This window comes from Rhizobium sp. CB3060 (genome assembly GCF_025200735.1).
GTDB lineage: Bacteria > Pseudomonadota > Alphaproteobacteria > Rhizobiales > Rhizobiaceae > Rhizobium.
Window position 1 is genome coordinate 1363863 of record NZ_CP104159.1, and the last position, 18548, is coordinate 1382410.

The 18548-nt window shown below is 59.9% G+C and carries 11 protein-coding genes; 10 read left to right on the plus strand and 1 reads right to left on the minus strand.

Translation table 11 applies throughout. The annotated features are described in order from the left end of the window. The first annotated feature begins 189 nt into the window (after nt 1–189). The 10 genes from N2601_RS25665 to N2601_RS25710 all read left to right on the plus strand — a co-directional run bounded on the left by N2601_RS25665 (nt 190) and on the right by N2601_RS25710 (nt 11078). Entirely contained in the window at nt 190–630 is a 441-nt protein-coding gene (locus N2601_RS25665; RefSeq protein WP_260304173.1) for a ParB N-terminal domain-containing protein, read from the plus strand. A gap of 128 nt (nt 631–758) precedes the next feature. Continuing rightward, nucleotides 759–1754 (plus strand): ornithine cyclodeaminase, encoded by a 996-nt coding sequence (locus N2601_RS25670; protein ID WP_260304174.1) that lies wholly within the window; start codon nt 759–761, stop codon nt 1752–1754. 11 nt (nt 1755–1765) lie between these two features. Then, nucleotides 1766–3079, plus strand: a complete 1314-nt coding sequence (locus N2601_RS25675; RefSeq protein ID WP_260304175.1) for a Y4yA family PLP-dependent enzyme — start codon at nt 1766–1768, stop codon at nt 3077–3079. Beyond that, nucleotides 3076–4143 (plus strand): PLP-dependent cysteine synthase family protein, encoded by a 1068-nt coding sequence (locus N2601_RS25680; protein ID WP_260304176.1) that lies wholly within the window; start codon nt 3076–3078, stop codon nt 4141–4143. The genes N2601_RS25675 and N2601_RS25680 overlap by 4 nt, the downstream gene beginning before the upstream one ends. Nucleotides 4144–4156: 13 nt before the next feature. Further along, complete coding sequence (locus N2601_RS25685; protein ID WP_260305248.1) at nt 4157–5578, plus strand: MATE family efflux transporter; 1422 nt, start codon at nt 4157–4159, stop codon at nt 5576–5578. A gap of 240 nt (nt 5579–5818) precedes the next feature. Continuing rightward, a complete protein-coding gene (locus N2601_RS25690; protein ID WP_260304177.1) occupies nt 5819–6739 on the plus strand; it encodes an ABC transporter substrate-binding protein in 921 nt (306 codons plus the stop codon). Between the two features lie 50 nt (nt 6740–6789). Then, a complete protein-coding gene (locus N2601_RS25695; RefSeq protein ID WP_260304178.1) occupies nt 6790–7767 on the plus strand; it encodes a FecCD family ABC transporter permease in 978 nt (325 codons plus the stop codon). 2 nt (nt 7768–7769) lie between these two features. Next, on the plus strand, nt 7770–8804 hold the full coding sequence (locus N2601_RS25700) for a FecCD family ABC transporter permease (protein WP_260304179.1): 1035 nt from the start codon (nt 7770–7772) through the stop codon (nt 8802–8804). A gap of 7 nt (nt 8805–8811) precedes the next feature. Further along, nucleotides 8812–9600 carry an ABC transporter ATP-binding protein gene (locus N2601_RS25705; protein ID WP_260304180.1) on the plus strand — a complete coding sequence of 263 codons (789 nt, stop codon included), beginning with the start codon at nt 8812–8814 and terminating at the stop codon, nt 9598–9600. 488 nt (nt 9601–10088) lie between these two features. After that, the gene (locus N2601_RS25710; RefSeq protein WP_260304181.1) at nt 10089–11078 is read left to right on the plus strand and encodes a Tim44 domain-containing protein; all 990 of its coding nucleotides are present in this window, start codon (nt 10089–10091) and stop codon (nt 11076–11078) included. Between the two features lie 95 nt (nt 11079–11173). Here the strand turns inward: N2601_RS25710 and N2601_RS25715 are convergent, their stop codons facing one another. Further along, on the minus strand, nt 11174–18442 hold the full coding sequence (locus N2601_RS25715; RefSeq protein ID WP_260304182.1) for a beta strand repeat-containing protein: 7269 nt from the start codon (nt 18440–18442) through the stop codon (nt 11174–11176). Nucleotides 18443–18548: the final 106 nt, after the last annotated feature.

Consider the following 18548-nt stretch of genomic DNA (forward strand, 5'->3'; position numbering starts at 1 on the left):
TACTATCAATAGTTGTTATACTTTTGTTAGCCAGATTCTAACGCACTGTTTTTAGATAGATTCTTAGTTCGATTCTAAAGTTGATTATTTTCATCATCTTTTATTGACTGCAGCTTAAAAGGGTGTAAGTTACCGCTCATAAACGATCCGGCTTGCGCTCTCGCAAATCATGACGTCGGGGAGGCGTGAATGAAAACGAGCATTGTTCAGTACCAGCTTCTCGACCCCAGGAGGCTCATTCCAACCGAAGAAATCGACAGTGACAGGGTAAACGAGCTCGAACAGGAGATCGTCCAATCCGGCCGATGGACGCGGCCGATCACCGTCCATCGCGGCGATTGGTTCGTCATGGACGGGCACCACAGGCTCACCATTGCGCAACGCCTTGGCTTCAAAGTCCTGCCAGTTGTTCTTTTGGACTACGACACCGTCCGGGTGGAGGCATGGCGGCTGGGTGAGACAATCACTCCCGACATGATTTTCGAGATGGCGCGCAGCGGCCGAAAATTCCCCTGCAAAACGACGCGCCACATTTTCGAAGGCCCGCCGCCGGCTTGCGATATTCCTTTGAGGGATCTCCGGCATCCCGACATCAGCCCAAGCGCCAAACATTCAATGGCTCCCTCCTAAGGCGAGAGCGCCAAACGGCCCAGCGCAGATCCTCCCATCCCGATGGTTGGATGAGCGAAGCGCTCGCTCAGCGCCGCCCCCTTTTTTTTCACCTCACACCACATCGGCAACATCGAAAGGCATCGACGATGACCAAGACGTTCATGCACACGCCTGCCATCCATATCCTCACACGTTCCGACCTATCGGATATCGAACTGCCGCCGGCAGAGGTCATTCGGCTCGTCGAAGACGCCTACTTGTCCTATGCCAACGGACAGTCGCGTTGCCCGACCAAGCTTATGATGCCGCTCCCGAACGAGCAGCGGGACGCGGTGTCCTATTCGATGCTCGGATATGATGGCGCGCTCGAACAGGTCGGGTTCAAGACCTCCTATCGCCAAGGCAGCGAAAGCGCCGAAAAATACTACACCACGATCAGCCTCTATGACGACACGACCGGGCTTCCCTTCGCGTTCATGGATTGCCATCGCGTTGGCGGTTCGCGCACTCCGGCGACGACCGCGATCATTGCCAAGCATTGCGCCAAGGAGGACGCTCGATCGGTGCTGATGATCGGGACAGGTGCGCAGGGCATCAATACGCTACCATATCTTCTGACCGCCCTGCCCCGCCTGCAAACCCTGCGCCTCTTTGGCACGCATCCCGACGGGATTGCCGCGAGCCTCTCCACATTTGCCAAGTATTTTCCTGATCGTGAGATCGAGTTGGTGAAGGATGTCCCGGAAGCTGTCGCAGCGTCCGATATCGTCGTGGCCGCCTCCGGCCGCGCCGCCCACCCCAAAGTCCAGACCAAGTGGCTCAAGCCCGGTGGTCTATTGATCTCGGTTGCCAGCAAGGGGATTGAATCGGGCGCATTGCACGATGCGGACTATGCGATTGCGACGAACGAGGGTCAGTTGGGCGTCACCGGAAAGAGGCTCGCCGGCGCGGACGGCGTTGCCAGAATCGACGCAGAACTGCCTGAAATCGTCGGCGGCCGCAGGCCCGGACGCAACACCCAAGAGGACCGGGTGTTCGCCTTCAGCAGCGGCATGATCATCACGGATATCCCTGTCGCCCATGCATTGGCCACCAGAGGGATTGCCGCCGGCCGCGGCAAGCGGGTCGAACTATGGAGCTAATGATCAATTCGATGCGCGCTCGTGAACAGGCATGGGCGACCGCCGTCAGGCAGGACATTGAGCTACTGAGCCAGATTCACGGCGCGACGGATGGCCCGTTTCACATCATCCATCCCGAGAGCTTTGCCGACAATCTCGCGGCCTTCCAGCGCACTCTGCGGGAAAGGAACGTGGCAGGACACGTTTATTTCGGCAAGAAAGCCAATAAGGCGGGCGCATGGCTGCGTGAGGTTGCAAGGCTGCACGGATCAGTGGACGTCGCCAGCATACCCGAATTTGTTCATGCGCTGGCCAACGGCGTTCGGGGTGAGAATATTGGCGTGACGGGCGCCGCCAAGAGCAACGATCTCTTGTGGCTGGCTTGCCGCCACGGTGCAACCGTTGCCATCGACGCCCTGGACGAACTGGAGCGGGCGATCGGCATCGCGGCGGACACCGCTCCCTTGCAAATCTTGCTGCGTGTGCTGCCGCCCTCAGGGCAGAACAGCCGCTTCGGACTCAATTCAAATGACCTTCGCGTGGCGCTCGAGCGCTGCGCGAAGGCCGGAGTCCACCTGATCATGGATGGCTTTTCGTTCCACCTCGACGGCTATGCGGTGCAGCCGCGCGCCGAATTGGCATCGATGTTGATCGACCAATGCCTGGAAGCACGCCGACAGGGCTTTCCGGCATCCGCCATTTCCATAGGCGGAGGCTTTGCCTGCGCCTATGTCGAAGAGCTCGATTGGAAAGCCTTTAAGGAGCTGGTGGATCCGGCTGATTTTCACGCGGAAAAGAGCTTCAGCCACTTCTATCCCTACCACCAGGCCCCTACCGACGCCGCCATGCTCGACGCGATCCTGCAAAGCCGAGATGCAGAGGGAACGCTCGCATCGAAGCTGATCGCAGCGGACGTGCAACTATACCTCGAGCCGGGTCGAGCACTTCTCGACGGTGCGGGAATCACGGTCTTTCCGGTGCAGGGTTTCAAGAAAAATGCAGAGCACGGCATCGTTACCGTCGCCGGCCTCAGCATGAGCTTGTCGGAACAATGGAAAAACAGCGAGTTTCTGCCGGCCCCTGTTCTGGTGCAAAGGGGAGAAGCCCGCCCGCAGGAGCCCGTTCGGGCAGCGATCGGCGGCTCCAGTTGCATGGAATATGACGTTCTGACCTGGCGCAAGATCGCATTTCCCGCGGCACCTCGGTATGGCGATCTGATCATCTATCCCAATACCGCTGGCTATCAGATGGACAAGAACGAGAGTGAGTTTCACCAGCTCACCTTGCCGCCCAAGATTGTTGTGGCCCGGCAAGACGAACGTTTCACCTGGAGAATGGATCAATGACCAGACACATTAGCCGGCCTGCTGAACGAGTGGTAACCACATGCTCCGAGCTGATTGGCGACACGCCGTTGCTGGAACTTGCCCGGACGGGATCCGGCAGTCGATTGCTGCTGAAGCTGGAACAGTTCAACCCAACCGGTTCCTGCAAGGTTCGAATGGCGCGGGAAATGATCCTGGCGGCCGAGCGGGACGGAAAACTGAAGCCGGGCGGCTGCATCGTCGAGCCGACCTCGGGCAATACCGGAACGGGCCTGGCGCTTGCGGCGATCGAACGGGGCTATAAGTTTACCGCAGTCGTAGACAGCCACGCATCGCGCGACAAGCTTCGGGCGATGAAGGCCATGGGCGTCGATCTCGTTTTTATCGAGGGCAAGGGAGAAGGCCCAAGCACTGTCGAGCGGCGGCGCGTCGCGGGGGAAATTGCCAAGGAAACAGGGGCATTCTGGCCGGATCAGCACCATAACCCCAACAACAACAATGGCTATGTTGGCCTCGCGGCCGAACTGCTGCGTGACCTCGGCACGGATGTCGACTATCTCGTCGGCGCGGTCGGCACCGGCGGCACTCTATGCGGAACGGTAAGGGAGTTGCGCCGCCTCGGCTCGCAGGTAACGAGCATCGGCGTCGAACCGACAGGATCGATTATCTTCGGAGGACGACCCGGCAAGTATTGGCAGACCGGCGCCGGCGCGCCGGGCGGATTTACCGTCGGCCCCAATGTCGATCACGCTCTGATCGATGAGGGACTGACGGTCGGCGACATCGATGCGTTCACTGCTGCCCGTGTTGTCGCTCGCCGAACGGGAATGCTTGTCGGCGGCACCTCCGGCGCCGGGATCCATGTGGCGCTCAAGCGTTTGGCCCTTATCGAACCGAACAGCACGATGGTGGTCCTGGTCTGTGACGCGGGCGAAAAATATCTCGATACCATCTACGACGATGAGTGGCTTCGGGAGCGTCATCTGTTCGACGAGACGGCACATCGGCGACTGCATCGGCTCTTCGATGCATACCGGGAATCGATATATCTGGCATCTCGAACCGCCGCAGCGGTGGGAGCATAACGACGTGGCCACAATGCAATTTCGGAATTATCGGGAAATCATCGCGCTCGCCGCCCCCATTGCCGGCATTCAGTTTGCTCAGGTCGCTCTTACCAGTACCGATCTCCTGATGATGGGCTTCATCAGTGTTCAGGCGGTTGCTGCCGGCGGTCTCGCGATCCTGCTCTATAACCAACTGCGTACGATGTGCGTCGGCATGGTGACAGGCGTCGGCAACATGATTGCCGCCTCGGTCGGCCGAGGAGAAAAAAGAACCGGCACCTCATCCATTGACACCACTGCGCATGACGAAATTCGTGATTTGCTCCGGGCGTCCATGCTGCTTGCGACGATCGTCGCGATCGCCGCGGGCATTGTCCTCGTCGCGCTCAGCTATTGCCTGGTCTTTCTCGGGCAGAGCAGCGAGGTCGTCGAGCTTGCGAAGCCGATTATGTTGACCCTCGCACCGGGCTTGCTGCCAATGCTGTGGCTCAATGTCCTTCGTCAGTTTGCGGTCGGAATGCGTCGCGCTGGCTCGCTCTTGCGGGTTACGATCATCTCGATCGGCGTCAACGCCCTGCTCGACGGGGCTTTCATTTATGGATGGCTCGGCTTGCCGAAACTGGGCCTTGCAGGCATCGGTCTGGCGACCACGCTTGTCCAGATATGGACCTTTTTCGTTTATTTGCGCACGGTCCGGCGGGACGAAAAACTGAACGCCCTCCTCGCGCTGGATGGATGGCGGGCGCAGCCTGCGACGATAAGAAAAATCGCCAAGATGGGAACGCCAATCGCATTGACCTACGGTTCCGAAGCGGCAATCACCTCGATCGCGACCGTCTTCATGGGGACGTTCGGTCCGGTCGCTCTCGCCGCTTCCAACATCGTCAACCAGCTCGCCTATATCGTCTACCAAGCCAATATCGGGCTGTCTCAAGGCTCATCGATTCTAGTGAGCCGCACGGCCGGAAAAGGGCAGACGGGTGAAATCGGCGCGATCGCGAGGCGCACCTTCACGATCAGCTTCTCCATTATGACGGCTGTTGGGCTCCTCTACGCCTTGCTTCCGCAGGCGGTGCTGCGTCCCTTCCTGGGTGATGAGGCCGATCCGGCCGTGCTCGCCGCCGCAACGACGCTCCTCTGGTTCGCCATAGCCCATCAGTTCTTCAAAGGTTCTCAAAATATCTGCATCGGGCTGCTGCGGGGGCTCGGAAACACGAAGGCTGGGCTGACAAACACGCTCATCGGCTACTGGTTGATCGGCATCCCGGCCATGGCGGTCTGCGGATATTGGATCGGCTGGGGCAGTTACGGCATCTGGTTCGGCCTTTGCGTCGGATTCGGAGCGACCAGCTTTCTGCTGTGGTGGCGTTTCATTGCGGACCTGAGAATGGCATCGGCTACGTCGCAAGACCCTGAATATCGGGCACCCGCCAGGCTTGGCGGAAAGGCATGACGATATTCCGCACACCATACTAAAAGATGATTGTATTAATCATGTTTTGTCGTTAAAGCAGACAATCACGATCAAGTTTTTCAGGCAAAAGCGCTGAGATGTCGTTTCTCCTTGAGCGGTGAAAGCGACGGATAGGCTGTGCCTGTTGAATGAACACTATGTTGTAACAAATATTGACCTGGAGGATTCGCCATGAGGCGGCGCGTGTTGAGCGTGTGTAATATTGCAAGCATTATTGTCATGTTGATCTCGGGAAGCGCTTTCGCAGAGAAAAAACAGACGCTTTCGATCGTGGATGATCGTGGTGTGACCGTGCAGGCCCCGGTCAACCCCAAACGGATTGCTTCGGTTTCCTACCTCGCGGTCGATGTCGCGCTGGCCCTCGGCATCAAGCCTGTTGCGACCACCTACATGACGGCCGGACGCCAACCGGACTACCTTCTTGGCCTGACAAAGGACATGAAGCAGATCGGGCAACGGGCAAAGCCCAATCTCGAACTGCTGTCGGAAGTCCGGCCCGACGTCATCATTGCCATGAAACGCTATACCGTCGGCAACGCCGCACAGTTCGAGAAGATCGCGCCCTATGTCGCCTATAACATGGAGCTTCTGAGCCAAAGCTATCAGGAGGTCAGCGACCTTTCGAAGCTATTCGGAAATCCGCAGCGCGGCGAAGAACTGAATGCCGCTTTCAAGAAGGATCTCGAAGATTTCGCCGCGAAGGCGCCGAAGGATGTGCACCCGCGTTTCCAGATCATGTGGGCGGGCGATACCCCCTTCTCCTTCCATACTGAAAATACCGCGGCGTCGATCGTTGCAGCGCTCGGAGGCGACAATATTGCCGGCCCGATGACGCAGAACGGTAAGTTCGGCCAGGAACTGAGCCTCGAAACGATGCTGGAAAAAGATCCGCAGGTGATCTTCGTCTATGACAGCGGACCGGATCGTCCGCATGAGAACAATCCCATCTGGCAGCAGCTCTCGGCAGTCAAGAACGGTCGCGTGTTCTATGTCGGCGACGAGTGGGTGGAAACCAATGGTCCGATCGCCCGCGAGCTGGTGCTGCGTGAGGCCGCCCATTACCTCTACCCTGACACCTTCCCTGCCGTCGATGTCAAGGCGGAGGCGGCCAAGCTGATTCCGACCGAGCTGCAGAATTGATCAGGCTTGCGGCCGCCACGCGGCCACGGAATGACCTTCGATCGCTGGTGATGACAATGATGATCGTGGTCGCTGCCGCGATCGTCGTCGCCGGCGGGCTTCTGATCGGCGCAAAGCCCCTTCAGCCGCGTGCTCTTTGGACGGTCCTGTTAGCTCCCGACGGGAAAATCGATTCCATTCTCGTATGGACATTGCGGCTGCCGCGCAGCCTTGCGGCTTTCATCGGGGGCGCCGGTCTCGGCGTCTCCGGTTATCTTCTGCAGACCCTGACGCGCAACCCGCTTGCCGGGCCGGGCCTGACCGGCGTGACATCCGGAGCGGTGACACCAATCGTTTTCTGTTTCGTCTTCGTACCGTGGCTTTCGTCCGTCTATTATCCATTGGTCGGACTGGCGGGCGGTTTGGCGGCTGCGCTGTTGACCTTCTGGGTCTCACGCGGGGGCAGAGGGCGACCTTTGCATCTGGCGCTTGGCGGCATCAGCATCTCCTTGTTCCTCAGCGCGGTCACGACATACGTCCTCTTGTTGAGCGGACCGCAGGTGCCATCATTGCTTTTCTGGCTGTCCGGCGGCTTTCAGGGACGTTCGTGGACGCAGCTCACATACATGACCCCATGGGTGCTCATCGGCACCGCCGGCGCATTGGCATGCCAGCGAGTGATCGGCCTTCTCGCCCTCAGCGAACAGGCGGCGGCCGGGATGGGATTGCAGCTCTCGTTTTGGAAGCCGTTGCTACTGCTTCTGGCGGTTTTCCCCGTAGCGGGTGTTACGCCGGTGGCCGGTCCTATCGCGTTCGTCGGTTTGGCCGCGCCGCATATCGCCCGGCTTTTGAGGCCGAACGGTCCGGGATGGACCATTGCCCTGACCGCAGCGCTCGGCGGCCTGATGGTCGTTGCCGCCGATGTGATCGCGCGCAGCATTGCCGCTCCCCAAGAACTTCCGGTCGGGATCGTCACGGCGCTGATAGGAGGGCCGTTGTTCATCTACCTCGTCCAAAGCCGCAGCTTCTCGTTCAAGGGAGAAGCGTGATCATGGCCACTTCCTTGCCGCTCCGAAACACCAGCAGCACCGGGTTCCTGCTCGCCTTTGTCTTCATCGCGCTCCTCTCCTTCGTGCTGGCGGTGTTCGTTGGGGTGGCCGATATTCCGGCATCGGATGTCATCGCAGTGTTCACGGGAGGCGGCTCGCAGCAGGCGCAATCGATCATCATGGACATCCGCCTGCCTCGTATCGTCACGGGAATACTGGCTGGCATTCATCTGGCTGTTTCCGGCCTTATTCTTCAAAGCGTTACCCGCAACCCACTCGCCGATCCATCGATCATGGGTGTCTCTCAGGGGGCGACGCTTGCAGTCACCATCTTCCTGCTGTTCACAGTCTATATTCACTATACCGGATCGACGACTGTCGCCGAGCTCCCCCTTGAATGGCTGCCCGCCGTTGGCACGGTGGGTGGTCTTCTGGCCGGCGGCATCATCTATCTGCTGGCGTTTCGCCTCGATTTGGGGCCGCTTCGCATCACGCTTTGCGGCATTGCCGTGGGAGCCGTCCTGCAAGCTCTCGCCATCGGATTGATCGCAGGCTGGGGCTCTGCGCGGATCGAAGTGCTGCTGGAATGGCTTTCGGGCAGTCTCTACGCGCGGAGTTGGGAACATGCCGCATTTCTGTTTCCATATACGATTGCCGGTCTCGCCGTCTTGCCCATGATCCGACGGCCACTGGAACTCCTGCGTTTCGAAGCCCCGATGGCCCAATCCTTCGGGCTTTCTTACAAGCGGCAGTTTTCGCTTGCTCTGCTCCTGTCCTGCGCTCTTGCGGCAAGCGCGGTTGGCACGGTTGGCCCGATCGTCTTCATCGGGCTCATCGTGCCTCACCTTGCCCGCTTTCTTGCCGGCAGACGCAATGCCCTCATTCTGCCGTTGACGGTCGCCCTCGGCGCGGTGACCGTGACCCTTGGAGATCTTGTCGGCCGGCTGATAGGGCAGGCCGACGAAATCCCGATTGGCATCGTCACGGCGATCTGTGGCGTTCCTGTGCTCATCGCACTTCTTCGCAAAACCCCATGAGGATGCCATGCTGCTGTCCTGCTCCCGCCTATCCGTCGCCTATGGTCCTCGAAGAGCGCTGAACGGCCTCGATCTCTCCTTCAGGCCAGGCGAAATCCGCGCGCTGATCGGACCCAACGGCTCCGGAAAGAGCACGGCCCTGCAAGCCCTTTCCGGTCTGATCAAACCGGCCGGTGGGAACGCGGAGATCGATGGCAGGCCGATCACATCCATGTCGCGGCGACAATTGGCCAAACAGCTTGCCTTCCTGCCGCAGCAACCGGCCGCGCCTGACGAGATGACCGTGGCGCAACTGGTGCGGCAAGGTCGCTTCGCGCATGTCGGCCTGTTCAAAAGCTATGGTCCGCGGGATGAGGATGCCATTCGCTGGGCGCTGGAAAGCACAGGGCTCCACGGTTTTGCCGATAGGAGCCTGCGGGAACTGTCCGGCGGCGAGCGCCAGCGGGCTTGGATCTCGGCGGCGATTGCGCAGGAAGCACGGATTTTGCTGCTCGACGAGCCGACCTCGTTCCTCGACATCGGCTACCAGGTGGAGGTTCTCGATCTCGCCCACCGGCTCAGCCGGGAAAAGGGTGTCACCATCATCATGGCGATCCACGATCTAAACCAGGCAATGTCGGTTTGCGATCAGATCTCATTGCTCGACAGAGGCAATCTGGTCTTCGACGGTGATCCCAAGGTCCTGGCCGGCACTGGGCTCATCGAAAAAGTGTTCCGGGTGAAGGGTCGTTTTGTGCCGATCACCTCCGATGGACCCCCGCATTTCGATGTCGAGCTTGCGCATCGATATCACTAGGACGAGCGGAGTTGCAGTGGCTTCGGAGGCCGATGGCAAACATCCAATACGGAGCCGCGAAAATGTATCCGGAAGACCATGATCCGAACGCATCCTCCCAGGATTGGCGGGCGGCCGCAAACAAGAAAGCCCGCTTCCATATCTTGTCCGGGCTTCTGTCTCGCATGCATGTGATGCAACGGCTTTTGGGCAATCTGCCCGCTCGCACCGGAGGGGATCGGCGATCCAGTCCCGACTATGCCCCCGGTGAACTTCAAAACAATGAGTTGGCAGACACTGAGCTAAGCGATCTGCGCCAGAAGGCTTTCATCTCCTCGATGCTCCATGCCGCCTCTTCCCGTTGGAAACGCTGCTGACGGAGGGCAACGATCTTGCCGACACACGGAACAGGCAGGCGCAAAGGCGAACTTCCCGCCAACTTTTAATCGCAAGCCGCGTTCCTATATATACGGAACAAGTCATCTTTCTGCCTAAGGACAGGAGAAACAATGCCCGGTGCAGTTCCGCGTTTCACTCAGCTTGCAGTCATCGTCGCCCTTGCCGTTGCTACGTCCCTTGCGAGCTTCAGCGATGCCGATGCGCGTCGAGCCGGCGGTTTTAGTGGATTCGGCAGCCGCGGGACGCGAACCTTTGACTCTCCGGCCATAACCCGCACAGCTCCGACGCAGGCCGCTCCCATCGACCGAACCATGACGCCCCGGCCGCAGACCCAAACCCAAACGCAGTCGCCGATCAATACGCAGCCGCGTCCCAGCCTCTTCAACGGTTTCGGCCGGTCGATGATCGGCGGATTGATAGCGGGCGGTCTTCTCGGCATTCTGCTCGGACACGGGTTCGGCGGCGGCTTCGGTTTCCTTGGCATGCTGCTGCAGATCGGCCTGATCATCGCGGCCATCAGCTTCGCCATGCGGTTTTTCGCCAACCGGCAGCGAACCTCTTATTCGGCATCGGGATCGAACGCGTCATACAATATGAGCGCGCCGCGGCCTTCTTCCTTCTCCATTCCGACGATAGGCGGTGGCGCTGCGAGCCAGGCGCCGCAAAGACATGCCAATGACGAGATCGGGCTGTCGCAAGCCGATCTCGACCGTTTCGAACAGCTTCTGACGGAAGTCCAATCGGCTTATGGCGCCGAGGACTACAACACCCTACGCCGTCTAACCACGCCGGAGGCAATGTCCTATCTTGCCGAGGAGCTCGGAGAGAATGCAACCAAAGGCGTCCGCAACAGCGTTTCCAACGTTCGTCTGCTGCAGGGCGATATTTCAGAAGCCTGGCGCGAAGGCAATGCCGAATATGCCACTCTTGCCATGCGCTATTCGAGCGTCGACGCGCTGCTCGACCGCACGACGGGCCGACTCGTCGACGGCGACGATCGCAATGCGTCTGAGACCACCGAAGTCTGGACCTTCGTGCGCCAGCCCGGTTCCGACTGGAAGCTTTCGGCTATCCAGGGAACAGAACTCCATCACGCTTGAGCCTGCCTCGGCAGGCTCAATGCCTTGTTCTGCACAGCAATGATGACCAGCCGATCATAATAGTTGTCCATTTGCCATCTGGTCACCTCCGAACGTCAGACCGTCAGGTAGGACAAAGCGTCTGACGCGGAGCTGCTCGTCGTCAACGCCGCGAGCTGTGCCGACGTCATGGAAGCGAGCTGACCTGACGTAAAGGCTTCAGCCTGGGACGTTGACAAGGCGGCCAGCGCACTGGTGCTCAGTCCCGAAATCGCGCTCGTGCTCAGAGAGATGATCTGCTCGGTTGAAAACGCGGCGAGGTCGGTAGCATCCAGTGCTGCGGCCTGCATGACGTCGAAGGAGCCGACCTGCGATGTCGACAGCGCTTCGATTTGCGCAGTGCTCATTGCCGCCACCTGGGCGTAGCTCAGCGAAGAAATCTGGCCTGTCGTCAAAGCCGCAATCTCGTCGGAGGATAGGGACGCGATGGCGGTCGTGGACAATCCTCTGATCGCCGTCGAACTAATCGCCGTAAGTTCCTCCGTCGAGAAGGTTTCCAAATCCGTGGTGGTCAACCCGGCAAGCCCGGTGGAACTCAATGCGGAGATCTGACTGGTGGAAAGCGCTTCGACCTGCTCCTCGCTAAGAACTGCGACTTGGTCGCTGCTCAATCCCGCAACGCCTGCCGTGCTCAAGGCTGCAATTTCGGTGGCGGAAAGCGTCACGATAAAGTCCGTGGATAGCCCCTTCATCGCGCTTGAGCTAATCGCACCGAGTTCTTCCGGTGAGAAAGTGTCCAGCATATCAAGGGTCAGGCCCTTCAGCGCCTCCGAACTCAATCCAGCGATCTGACTGGTCGAGAGCGTTTCGACCTGCTCAACCGTCAAGGCGCCGGCCTGCGCGCTGCCGAGGCCTGCAACAGCCGTCGGACTTAAGGCGGTGATTTGCGCATCCGAAAGCGAGGCGATGTCGACGGTGCTCATGGCCGCAATCTGCTTCGAGGTGAGAGCGCCGACCTGAGCGGTCGTCAGGGCATCCACCTGATCGGTGCTGAGGACTGCGATCTGGTTGGTGGTCAGACCCGATATGGCGGCTGTACCCAGGGCTGCGACTTGGGACGCCGTCAGCGAGGCGACCGTTGCCGTTGACAAGCCCGAGACCGCGCTTGAACCGATCGCCGCGATCTCGGTCGTAGTGAAGGTATCCAGATCATCCGCGCTGAGGGCGGCAATCTGCTTCGAGCTGAGCGCGCTGATCTGCACGCTTGTCAGTGCCTCGACTTGATCGGTGCTCAATACCGCGATCTGATCGGTGGTCAAGCCCGCTATACCCGACGTGCCAAGTGCTGCAACCTGCTCCTCCGAAAGCGAGGCGATGTCGCCGGTGGTCATGGCCGCAATCTGCTTCGAGGTCAGAGCGCCGACCTGAGCCGTCGTCAAAGCGTCCAACTGATCGGTGCTCAGCACTGCGATCTGATCGGTGGTCAGACCCGAAATGGCGGCCGTACCCAGCGCTGCGATTTGGGCGGCCGACAGTGAGGCGATCGTTGCCGTCGACAGGCCCGAAGCCGCACTCGAACCGATTGCCGCAAGCTCGGCTGAGGTGAAGGTATCCAGATCCTGCGCGCTAAGGGCGGCAATCTGTTTCGAGCTGAGGGCGCCGATCTGCACACTGGTCAGCGCCTCGACCTGATTGGTGTTCAGGGCAGCAATCTGGCTGGTGGTCAGACCCTCTATCCCCGCCGTGCCAAGTGCCGTGACCTGTTCCAGCGAAAGCGAGGCGATGTCGGCCGTGCTCAAGGCCGCAATCTGTTTCGAGCTGAGTGCGTGCATTTGTGCCGTCGTCAAGCCGTCCACCTGATCGGTGCTCAGCACTGCGATCTGATCGGTGGTCAACCCCACTATGGCCGCCGTACCCAGGGCCGCCATCTGGGTCGCCGACAGCGAGGCGATCGTTGCCGTCGACAGGCCCGAGATCGCGCTTGAACCGATCGCGGCCATTTCGGCAGTGGTGAAGGTATCCAGATCGTCCGCACTGAGCGCCGCGATCTGCTTCGCGCTGAGCGCGCCCACTTGGGTACTGCTCAAGGCTTCAACCTGATCGGTGCTGAGCACCGCGATCTGATCCGTAGTCAGACCCTCTATTCCCGCCGTTCCAAGTGCCGCGACCTGTTCCAACGAGAGCGAGGCGATATCGCCGGTGCTGAGGACCGCAATCTGCTTCGACGTGAGAGCGCCGACCTGAGCTGTCGTCAAAGCGTCCAACTGAACGGTGCTGAGCGCGGCGATCTGATCGGTGGTCAGACCCGATATGCCCGCTGTGCCCAAGGCGGCGACCTGGGTCGCCGACAGCGAGGCGATCGTTGCCGTCGACAGGCCCGAGACCGCAATCGAAGTGATTACGGCTATCTCCGCAGCAGTGAAGGTGTCGAGATCCTCGGCGCTGAGGGAGGCAATCTGTTTCGAGCTAAGCGCGCCGACCTGTGTGCTGGTCAGGGCCTCAACCTGATCGGTGCTGAGCGCCGCGATCTGGTCGGTGGTCAGACCTGCGATGCCCGCCGTGCTCAAAGAGGTGATCTGGCTTGCCGAAAGGGTAGCGATGTCGCCGGTGCCGAAGGCCGCAACCTGCCGCGAGCCGAGCGCGCCGATCTGAGCGTTGGTCAGAGCGTCCACCTGATCGGTACTCAGGGCCGCGATCTGCTTGGTGCTCAGTCCACTGACGCCGACCGTGCTCAGCGCCGCGATTTGAGCCGTCGTCAAGGAGGCGATCGCGTCCGTCGACAGGCCTGGGATCGCATTCGAACCGATCGCTGCGATCTCCTTCGTCGAGAAGGTCGCTATATCGTCGGACCCCAATACCATAAGCTGTGTGGAACTGAGTGCTCCGATCTGGGTGCTGGTCAAAGCCTCCATCTGCGCCGTGTTCAGGGCCGCGATCTGCTTGGTGCTGAGCACATTGATATCTGCCGTACTCAACGATGCGATCTGGGTCGTCGTCAGGGAGGCGACGGTGTCTGTCGACAAGCCCGCGATGGTATCCGAACTGATCGCTGCAACGTCCTTGGTCGAAAACGTTGCTATGTCGTCCGTGCCGAGGGCTCCGATCTGCCGTGAGTTCAGCGCGCCAACCTGGGTGCTCGTCAAGGCCTCCACCTGAGCGGTGCTCAGCGCTGCAATCTGCGCCGTGCTCAAGGCGGCAATACCCTGTGTACTCAGGGCCGCGATCTGGGCTGTCGTCAGGGAGGTGATCGTCGCCGTCGACAACCCCGGGATCGCACTCGAACTGATTGCTGCAATGTCCTTGGTCGAGAAGGTTGCTATGTCGTCCGAAGTAAGCGCGGCAATCTGTGTGGAATGGAGAGCGCCGACCTCGGCGCTGGTCAAGGCTTCAGCCTGACTGGTGCTGAGCACCGCTAGTTGCTTGGTGCTCAATCCCGCAACGCCAGCCGTGCTGAGGGAAGCAATCTGGGCTGTTGAAAGAGCCGCTATGTCGTCTGTGCTCAAGGCAGCAACCTGCACCGAGCTCAGCGCCGCGATCTGCTTGGTCGACAGAAGCGCAATCTGATCGGTGCTCAGGACGGCGAGCTGCTTGGTGGAAAGTCCGGCGACGCCAGCGGTGCTCAGCGCCGCGATTTGGGTCGTTGAAAGCGACGCTATGTCGCCCGTGCTCAGCGCCGCGATCTGTGTCGAGCTGAGTGCGCCGATCTGGGTACTGGTCAGGGCGTCGAGCTGAGCCGAGCTCAGGGCGGCAATCTGATCGGCAGTCAAGCCCGTAATGCCCGATGAACTCAGCACGGCGATCTTGTCGGTGGACAAGACCGCAACATCGTCACCCAAGGCAGCGACTTGCGACGAAGTCAGCGCCTTGACCTGCGCAGCGGAGAGGAGGCCGACCTGAGTGCTGCTCAAGGCTTCGACCTGATCGGCCGTCAGGCTCACAACTGCGCTGGTGCTCAGGGCAGCAATCTGATCTTCGCTGAGAGATGCGACAACATCCGTGCTCAAGCCCGGCATGGCCTTGCTCGTGATCGACGCGATATCGGCGGTTGAGAAGGTCGCGATGTCCTCTGCGCTCAGGGCCGCAAGTTGCGTTGAACTCAGCACCTTCACCTGGGCCGTGGATAGTGCTTGGACCTGAGCTGTGCTCAAGGCGTCGATCTGGTCGGCCGTCAGGCCTACAACCGCGCTGGTGCTCAAGGCAGCAATCTGAACAGTCGACAGGGCTCCGATAATATCTTCGCTCAGGCCCGATATAGCCTTGTTCGTGATCACCGCGATATCGGCGGTCGAGAACACAGCTATGTCCTCTGCGCTCAGGGCCGCAAGTTGCGTTGAAGTCAGCGACCGCACCTGCGTCGTAGACAGGGCTCCCACCTGATCGGTGCTCAAAGCCTCGACCTGGTCGGCCGTCAAGTTTGCAACCGCGCTGGTGCTCAAGGCAGCAATCTGAACGGTCGACATGGCTTCGATCTGGTCGGCGCTCAGGGCCTGAAGCTGTACTGTCTTGAGGGCATTGATCTGGAGCGTGGTCAACACGGCGATCTGATCGTCGGAAAGCGCCGCGACGGTATCCGTGCTCAAGCCTGTCAGGGCTTTGCTGGTGATCGCCACGATATCCGCGGTGGAAAAGGTCGCTATGTCCTCCTCGCTCAGAACTGCAAGCTGCGTCGAGCTCAGCGCCTTGACCTGCGTCGGCGACAGAGCCTCGACCTGATCGGTGCTCAAGGCCGTAAGCTGTGATGTTGTGAGCGCTGCGACCTGAAGTGTCGTCAATACAGCGATCTGATTGGTACTAAGCGCAGCGACGGTGTCCGTGTTCATGCCCGGGAGGGCCTTGACCGCGATCGCCGCGATGTCAGCGGTCGAGAAGGTCGCTATATCCTCCGCGCTCAGGGCCGCAAGTTGCGTCGAGCTCAGCGACTTGACCTGTGTCGGCGTCAAAGCCTCGACCTGATCGGTGCTCAAGGCCTGGAGCTGTACTGTCGTAAGGGCACTGAGCTGAGCCGTCGTCAATGAAGCGATCTGACTTGTGGTAAAGGCGGCGACAATGTCCGTGCTCAAACCGGGCATGGCCTTGCCGGCGATCGCCGTGATATCGGCGGCCGAGAATGTCGCTATATCCTCTGCGCTCAAGGCAGAAAGTTGTGTCGAAGTCAGCGCCTTCACCTGGGTCGACGACAAGGCCTCGACCTGATCGGAGGTCAAAGCCTCGATCTGCGCTGTCTTGAGGGCAGCGATCTGGACCGTCGTCAATACGGAGATCTGCTTCGTGGAGAGCTCTGCGATGACGTCCGCGCTCAGGCCCGGTATGGCTTTGGCAGTGATGACAGCGATATCAGCGGTCGAGAAGGTCGCTATATCATCCGTGCTGAGAGCCCCAAGTTGCGTCGAAGTCAGAGCCTTGACCTGCGCCGAGGTCAGAGCCTTGACCTGATCGGTGCTCAAGGCTGCGATCTGATCGGTCGTCAGCTTTGGAACCGCGACAGTGCTCAATGCGGCGATCTGAGTGGTGGTGAGCGCTTCAAGAATGCCCGTACCCAGGCCCAAGATGCCTTTGCTCGTGATCGCCGCGATATCGGCGGTCGAGAATGTCGCTATGTCATCCGTGCTTAGGACCGCGAGCTGCGTCGAGGACAGGGCCTTGACCTGCGCCGGCGACAAGGCTTCGACCTGGGCGGTGCTCAAACCGGCGATCTGATCGGTCGTCAGGCTTGCAATCGCGGTGGTGCTGAGGGCAGCAATCTGGGCGGTCGACAGGCCATCGAACTGATCAGCGTCCAAGGCCTCGACCTGCGTTGTTTTAAGCGAGGCGACCTGGGCTGTCGTCAACACGGCAATCTTGTCGGAGGAAAGCGCTGCGATAACTTCCGTGCTCAAGCCTTTCACGGCCTTGCTGGCAATTGCCGCGATATCGGCGGTGGAGAACGTCGCGATGTCTGCTGTGCCCAGGGCCGCGAGTTGCGTCGAGCTCAGCGACGCCACCTGCGCCGACGACAGGGTTTCGACCTGCTCCGTGCTCAATGCCTCAAGTTGCTTCGTCGTGAAGCCCGTGATCTGAAGCGTCGTCAATGCGGCGATCTGATCGGTGGAGAGCTCCGCGATGACGTCCGCGCTCAAGCCCGGGATCGCTTTGTTCGTGATTGCCCCGATATCGGCGGAGGAAAAGGTCGCCATGTCCTCCGCACTCAAGGCCGCAAGCTGCGTCGAACTCAATACCTTGACCTGCGCCGATGACAGGGCCTCGACCTGAGCAGTACTCATGGCCGCAATCTGTTCGGTCGTAAGACTTGCGACCGCATTGGTGTTCAAGGCAGCAATCTGATCGGTCGACAGCGCTGCGATCATATCCGTATCCAAGCCGAGAACGGCCCTGTTCGTGATCGCGGCGACATCATCGGTCGAGAATGTCGCTATGTTATCTGCGCCAAGGACCGCAAGCTGCGTCGAGCTCAACACCTTGACCTGCGTCGACGACAGGGCTTCAACCTGATCAGCACTCAAAGCCGCGACCTGATCGGTCGTCAGGCCAGCGACCGCGCTGGTGCTCAGAGCGGCGATCTGGTCGGTGCTCAGACCTCCCACAATGTTGGCAGCCAAGCCCAGGATGCCCTTATTCGTGATCGCCGCCATATCGGCGGTCGAGAATGTGGCTATGTCATCCGCACCAAGGACCGCGAGCTGCGTCGAGCTCAGCGACTTCACCTGTGCCGGCGTCAGAGCCTCGACCTGAGCGGTACTCAAGGCCGCGATCTGATCGGTGCTCAGACCTGCAATCGCGCCGCTGTTCAAGGCAGCAATCTGATCCGTCGACAGGGTCTCGAGCTGATCGGTATCCAAGGCCTGGAGTTGCGTCGTCTTGAGGGCGCTGACCTGGCTTGTCGTCAGCGCGGCAACCTGATCGGTAGAAAGCGCCGCGACGGCGTCGGTGCCCAGACCCGAGACGGCTTTGCTGGCAATCGCCGCAATATCGGCGGTCGAGAACGTTGCTATATCGTCCGCACTCAGGGCTGCGAGTTGCGCCATCTTCAGGGCGCCGACCTGATCCGTTGTCAGAGCCTCAGCCTGATCTGTCGTCAGAGCATGAAGCTGCGTCGTGGTGAGCGCGGAAACCTGGCCTGAACTCAGACTTTCAATAGAAATCTTATCGAGAACGCTCAGTTGATCCAGCGTCAAACCAATTATGGCGCCTTGCGAAATGGCGCTCAATTGCTCGGTATCGAGGACGTCAACATCTTCCGTATCCAAAGCTGCGATCTGAGCCGAAGAAAGCGCTTGGATCTGCGCTGTGGAAAGCGATGCCACATCTTCGGTGGACCACGCCGCGACCGACGCTGTCGAAAGAAGTCTGATTTGATTGACAGTCAGGGAAGAAGCGATCGTAGTCATGCCCGCAAATCCTAAACGTTAAGTCCAGCGTCTCAACAACCAACAGGCGGCATGTTTGCCCAAGCTCTGAATGAGCATCGGCCACTCGATTCCGCCATTCTTTAAA

What these genes read in the sequence shown, in the direction of transcription:
- N2601_RS25685 (WP_260305248.1), top strand. Translation starts at nt 4,157, where the DNA reads ATGCAATTTCGGAATTATCGGGAAATCATCGCGCTCGCCGCCCCCATT.
- N2601_RS25715 (WP_260304182.1), bottom strand. Translation starts at nt 18,442, where the DNA reads ATGACTACGATCGCTTCTTCCCTGACTGTCAATCAAATCAGACTTCTT.
- N2601_RS25710 (WP_260304181.1), top strand. Translation starts at nt 10,089, where the DNA reads ATGCCCGGTGCAGTTCCGCGTTTCACTCAGCTTGCAGTCATCGTCGCC.
- N2601_RS25705 (WP_260304180.1), top strand. Translation starts at nt 8,812, where the DNA reads ATGCTGCTGTCCTGCTCCCGCCTATCCGTCGCCTATGGTCCTCGAAGA.
- N2601_RS25680 (WP_260304176.1), top strand. Translation starts at nt 3,076, where the DNA reads ATGACCAGACACATTAGCCGGCCTGCTGAACGAGTGGTAACCACATGC.
- N2601_RS25675 (WP_260304175.1), top strand. Translation starts at nt 1,766, where the DNA reads ATGCGCGCTCGTGAACAGGCATGGGCGACCGCCGTCAGGCAGGACATT.
- N2601_RS25695 (WP_260304178.1), top strand. Translation starts at nt 6,790, where the DNA reads ATGACAATGATGATCGTGGTCGCTGCCGCGATCGTCGTCGCCGGCGGG.
- N2601_RS25700 (WP_260304179.1), top strand. Translation starts at nt 7,770, where the DNA reads ATGGCCACTTCCTTGCCGCTCCGAAACACCAGCAGCACCGGGTTCCTG.
- N2601_RS25670 (WP_260304174.1), top strand. Translation starts at nt 759, where the DNA reads ATGACCAAGACGTTCATGCACACGCCTGCCATCCATATCCTCACACGT.
- N2601_RS25690 (WP_260304177.1), top strand. Translation starts at nt 5,819, where the DNA reads ATGTTGATCTCGGGAAGCGCTTTCGCAGAGAAAAAACAGACGCTTTCG.
- N2601_RS25665 (WP_260304173.1), top strand. Translation starts at nt 190, where the DNA reads ATGAAAACGAGCATTGTTCAGTACCAGCTTCTCGACCCCAGGAGGCTC.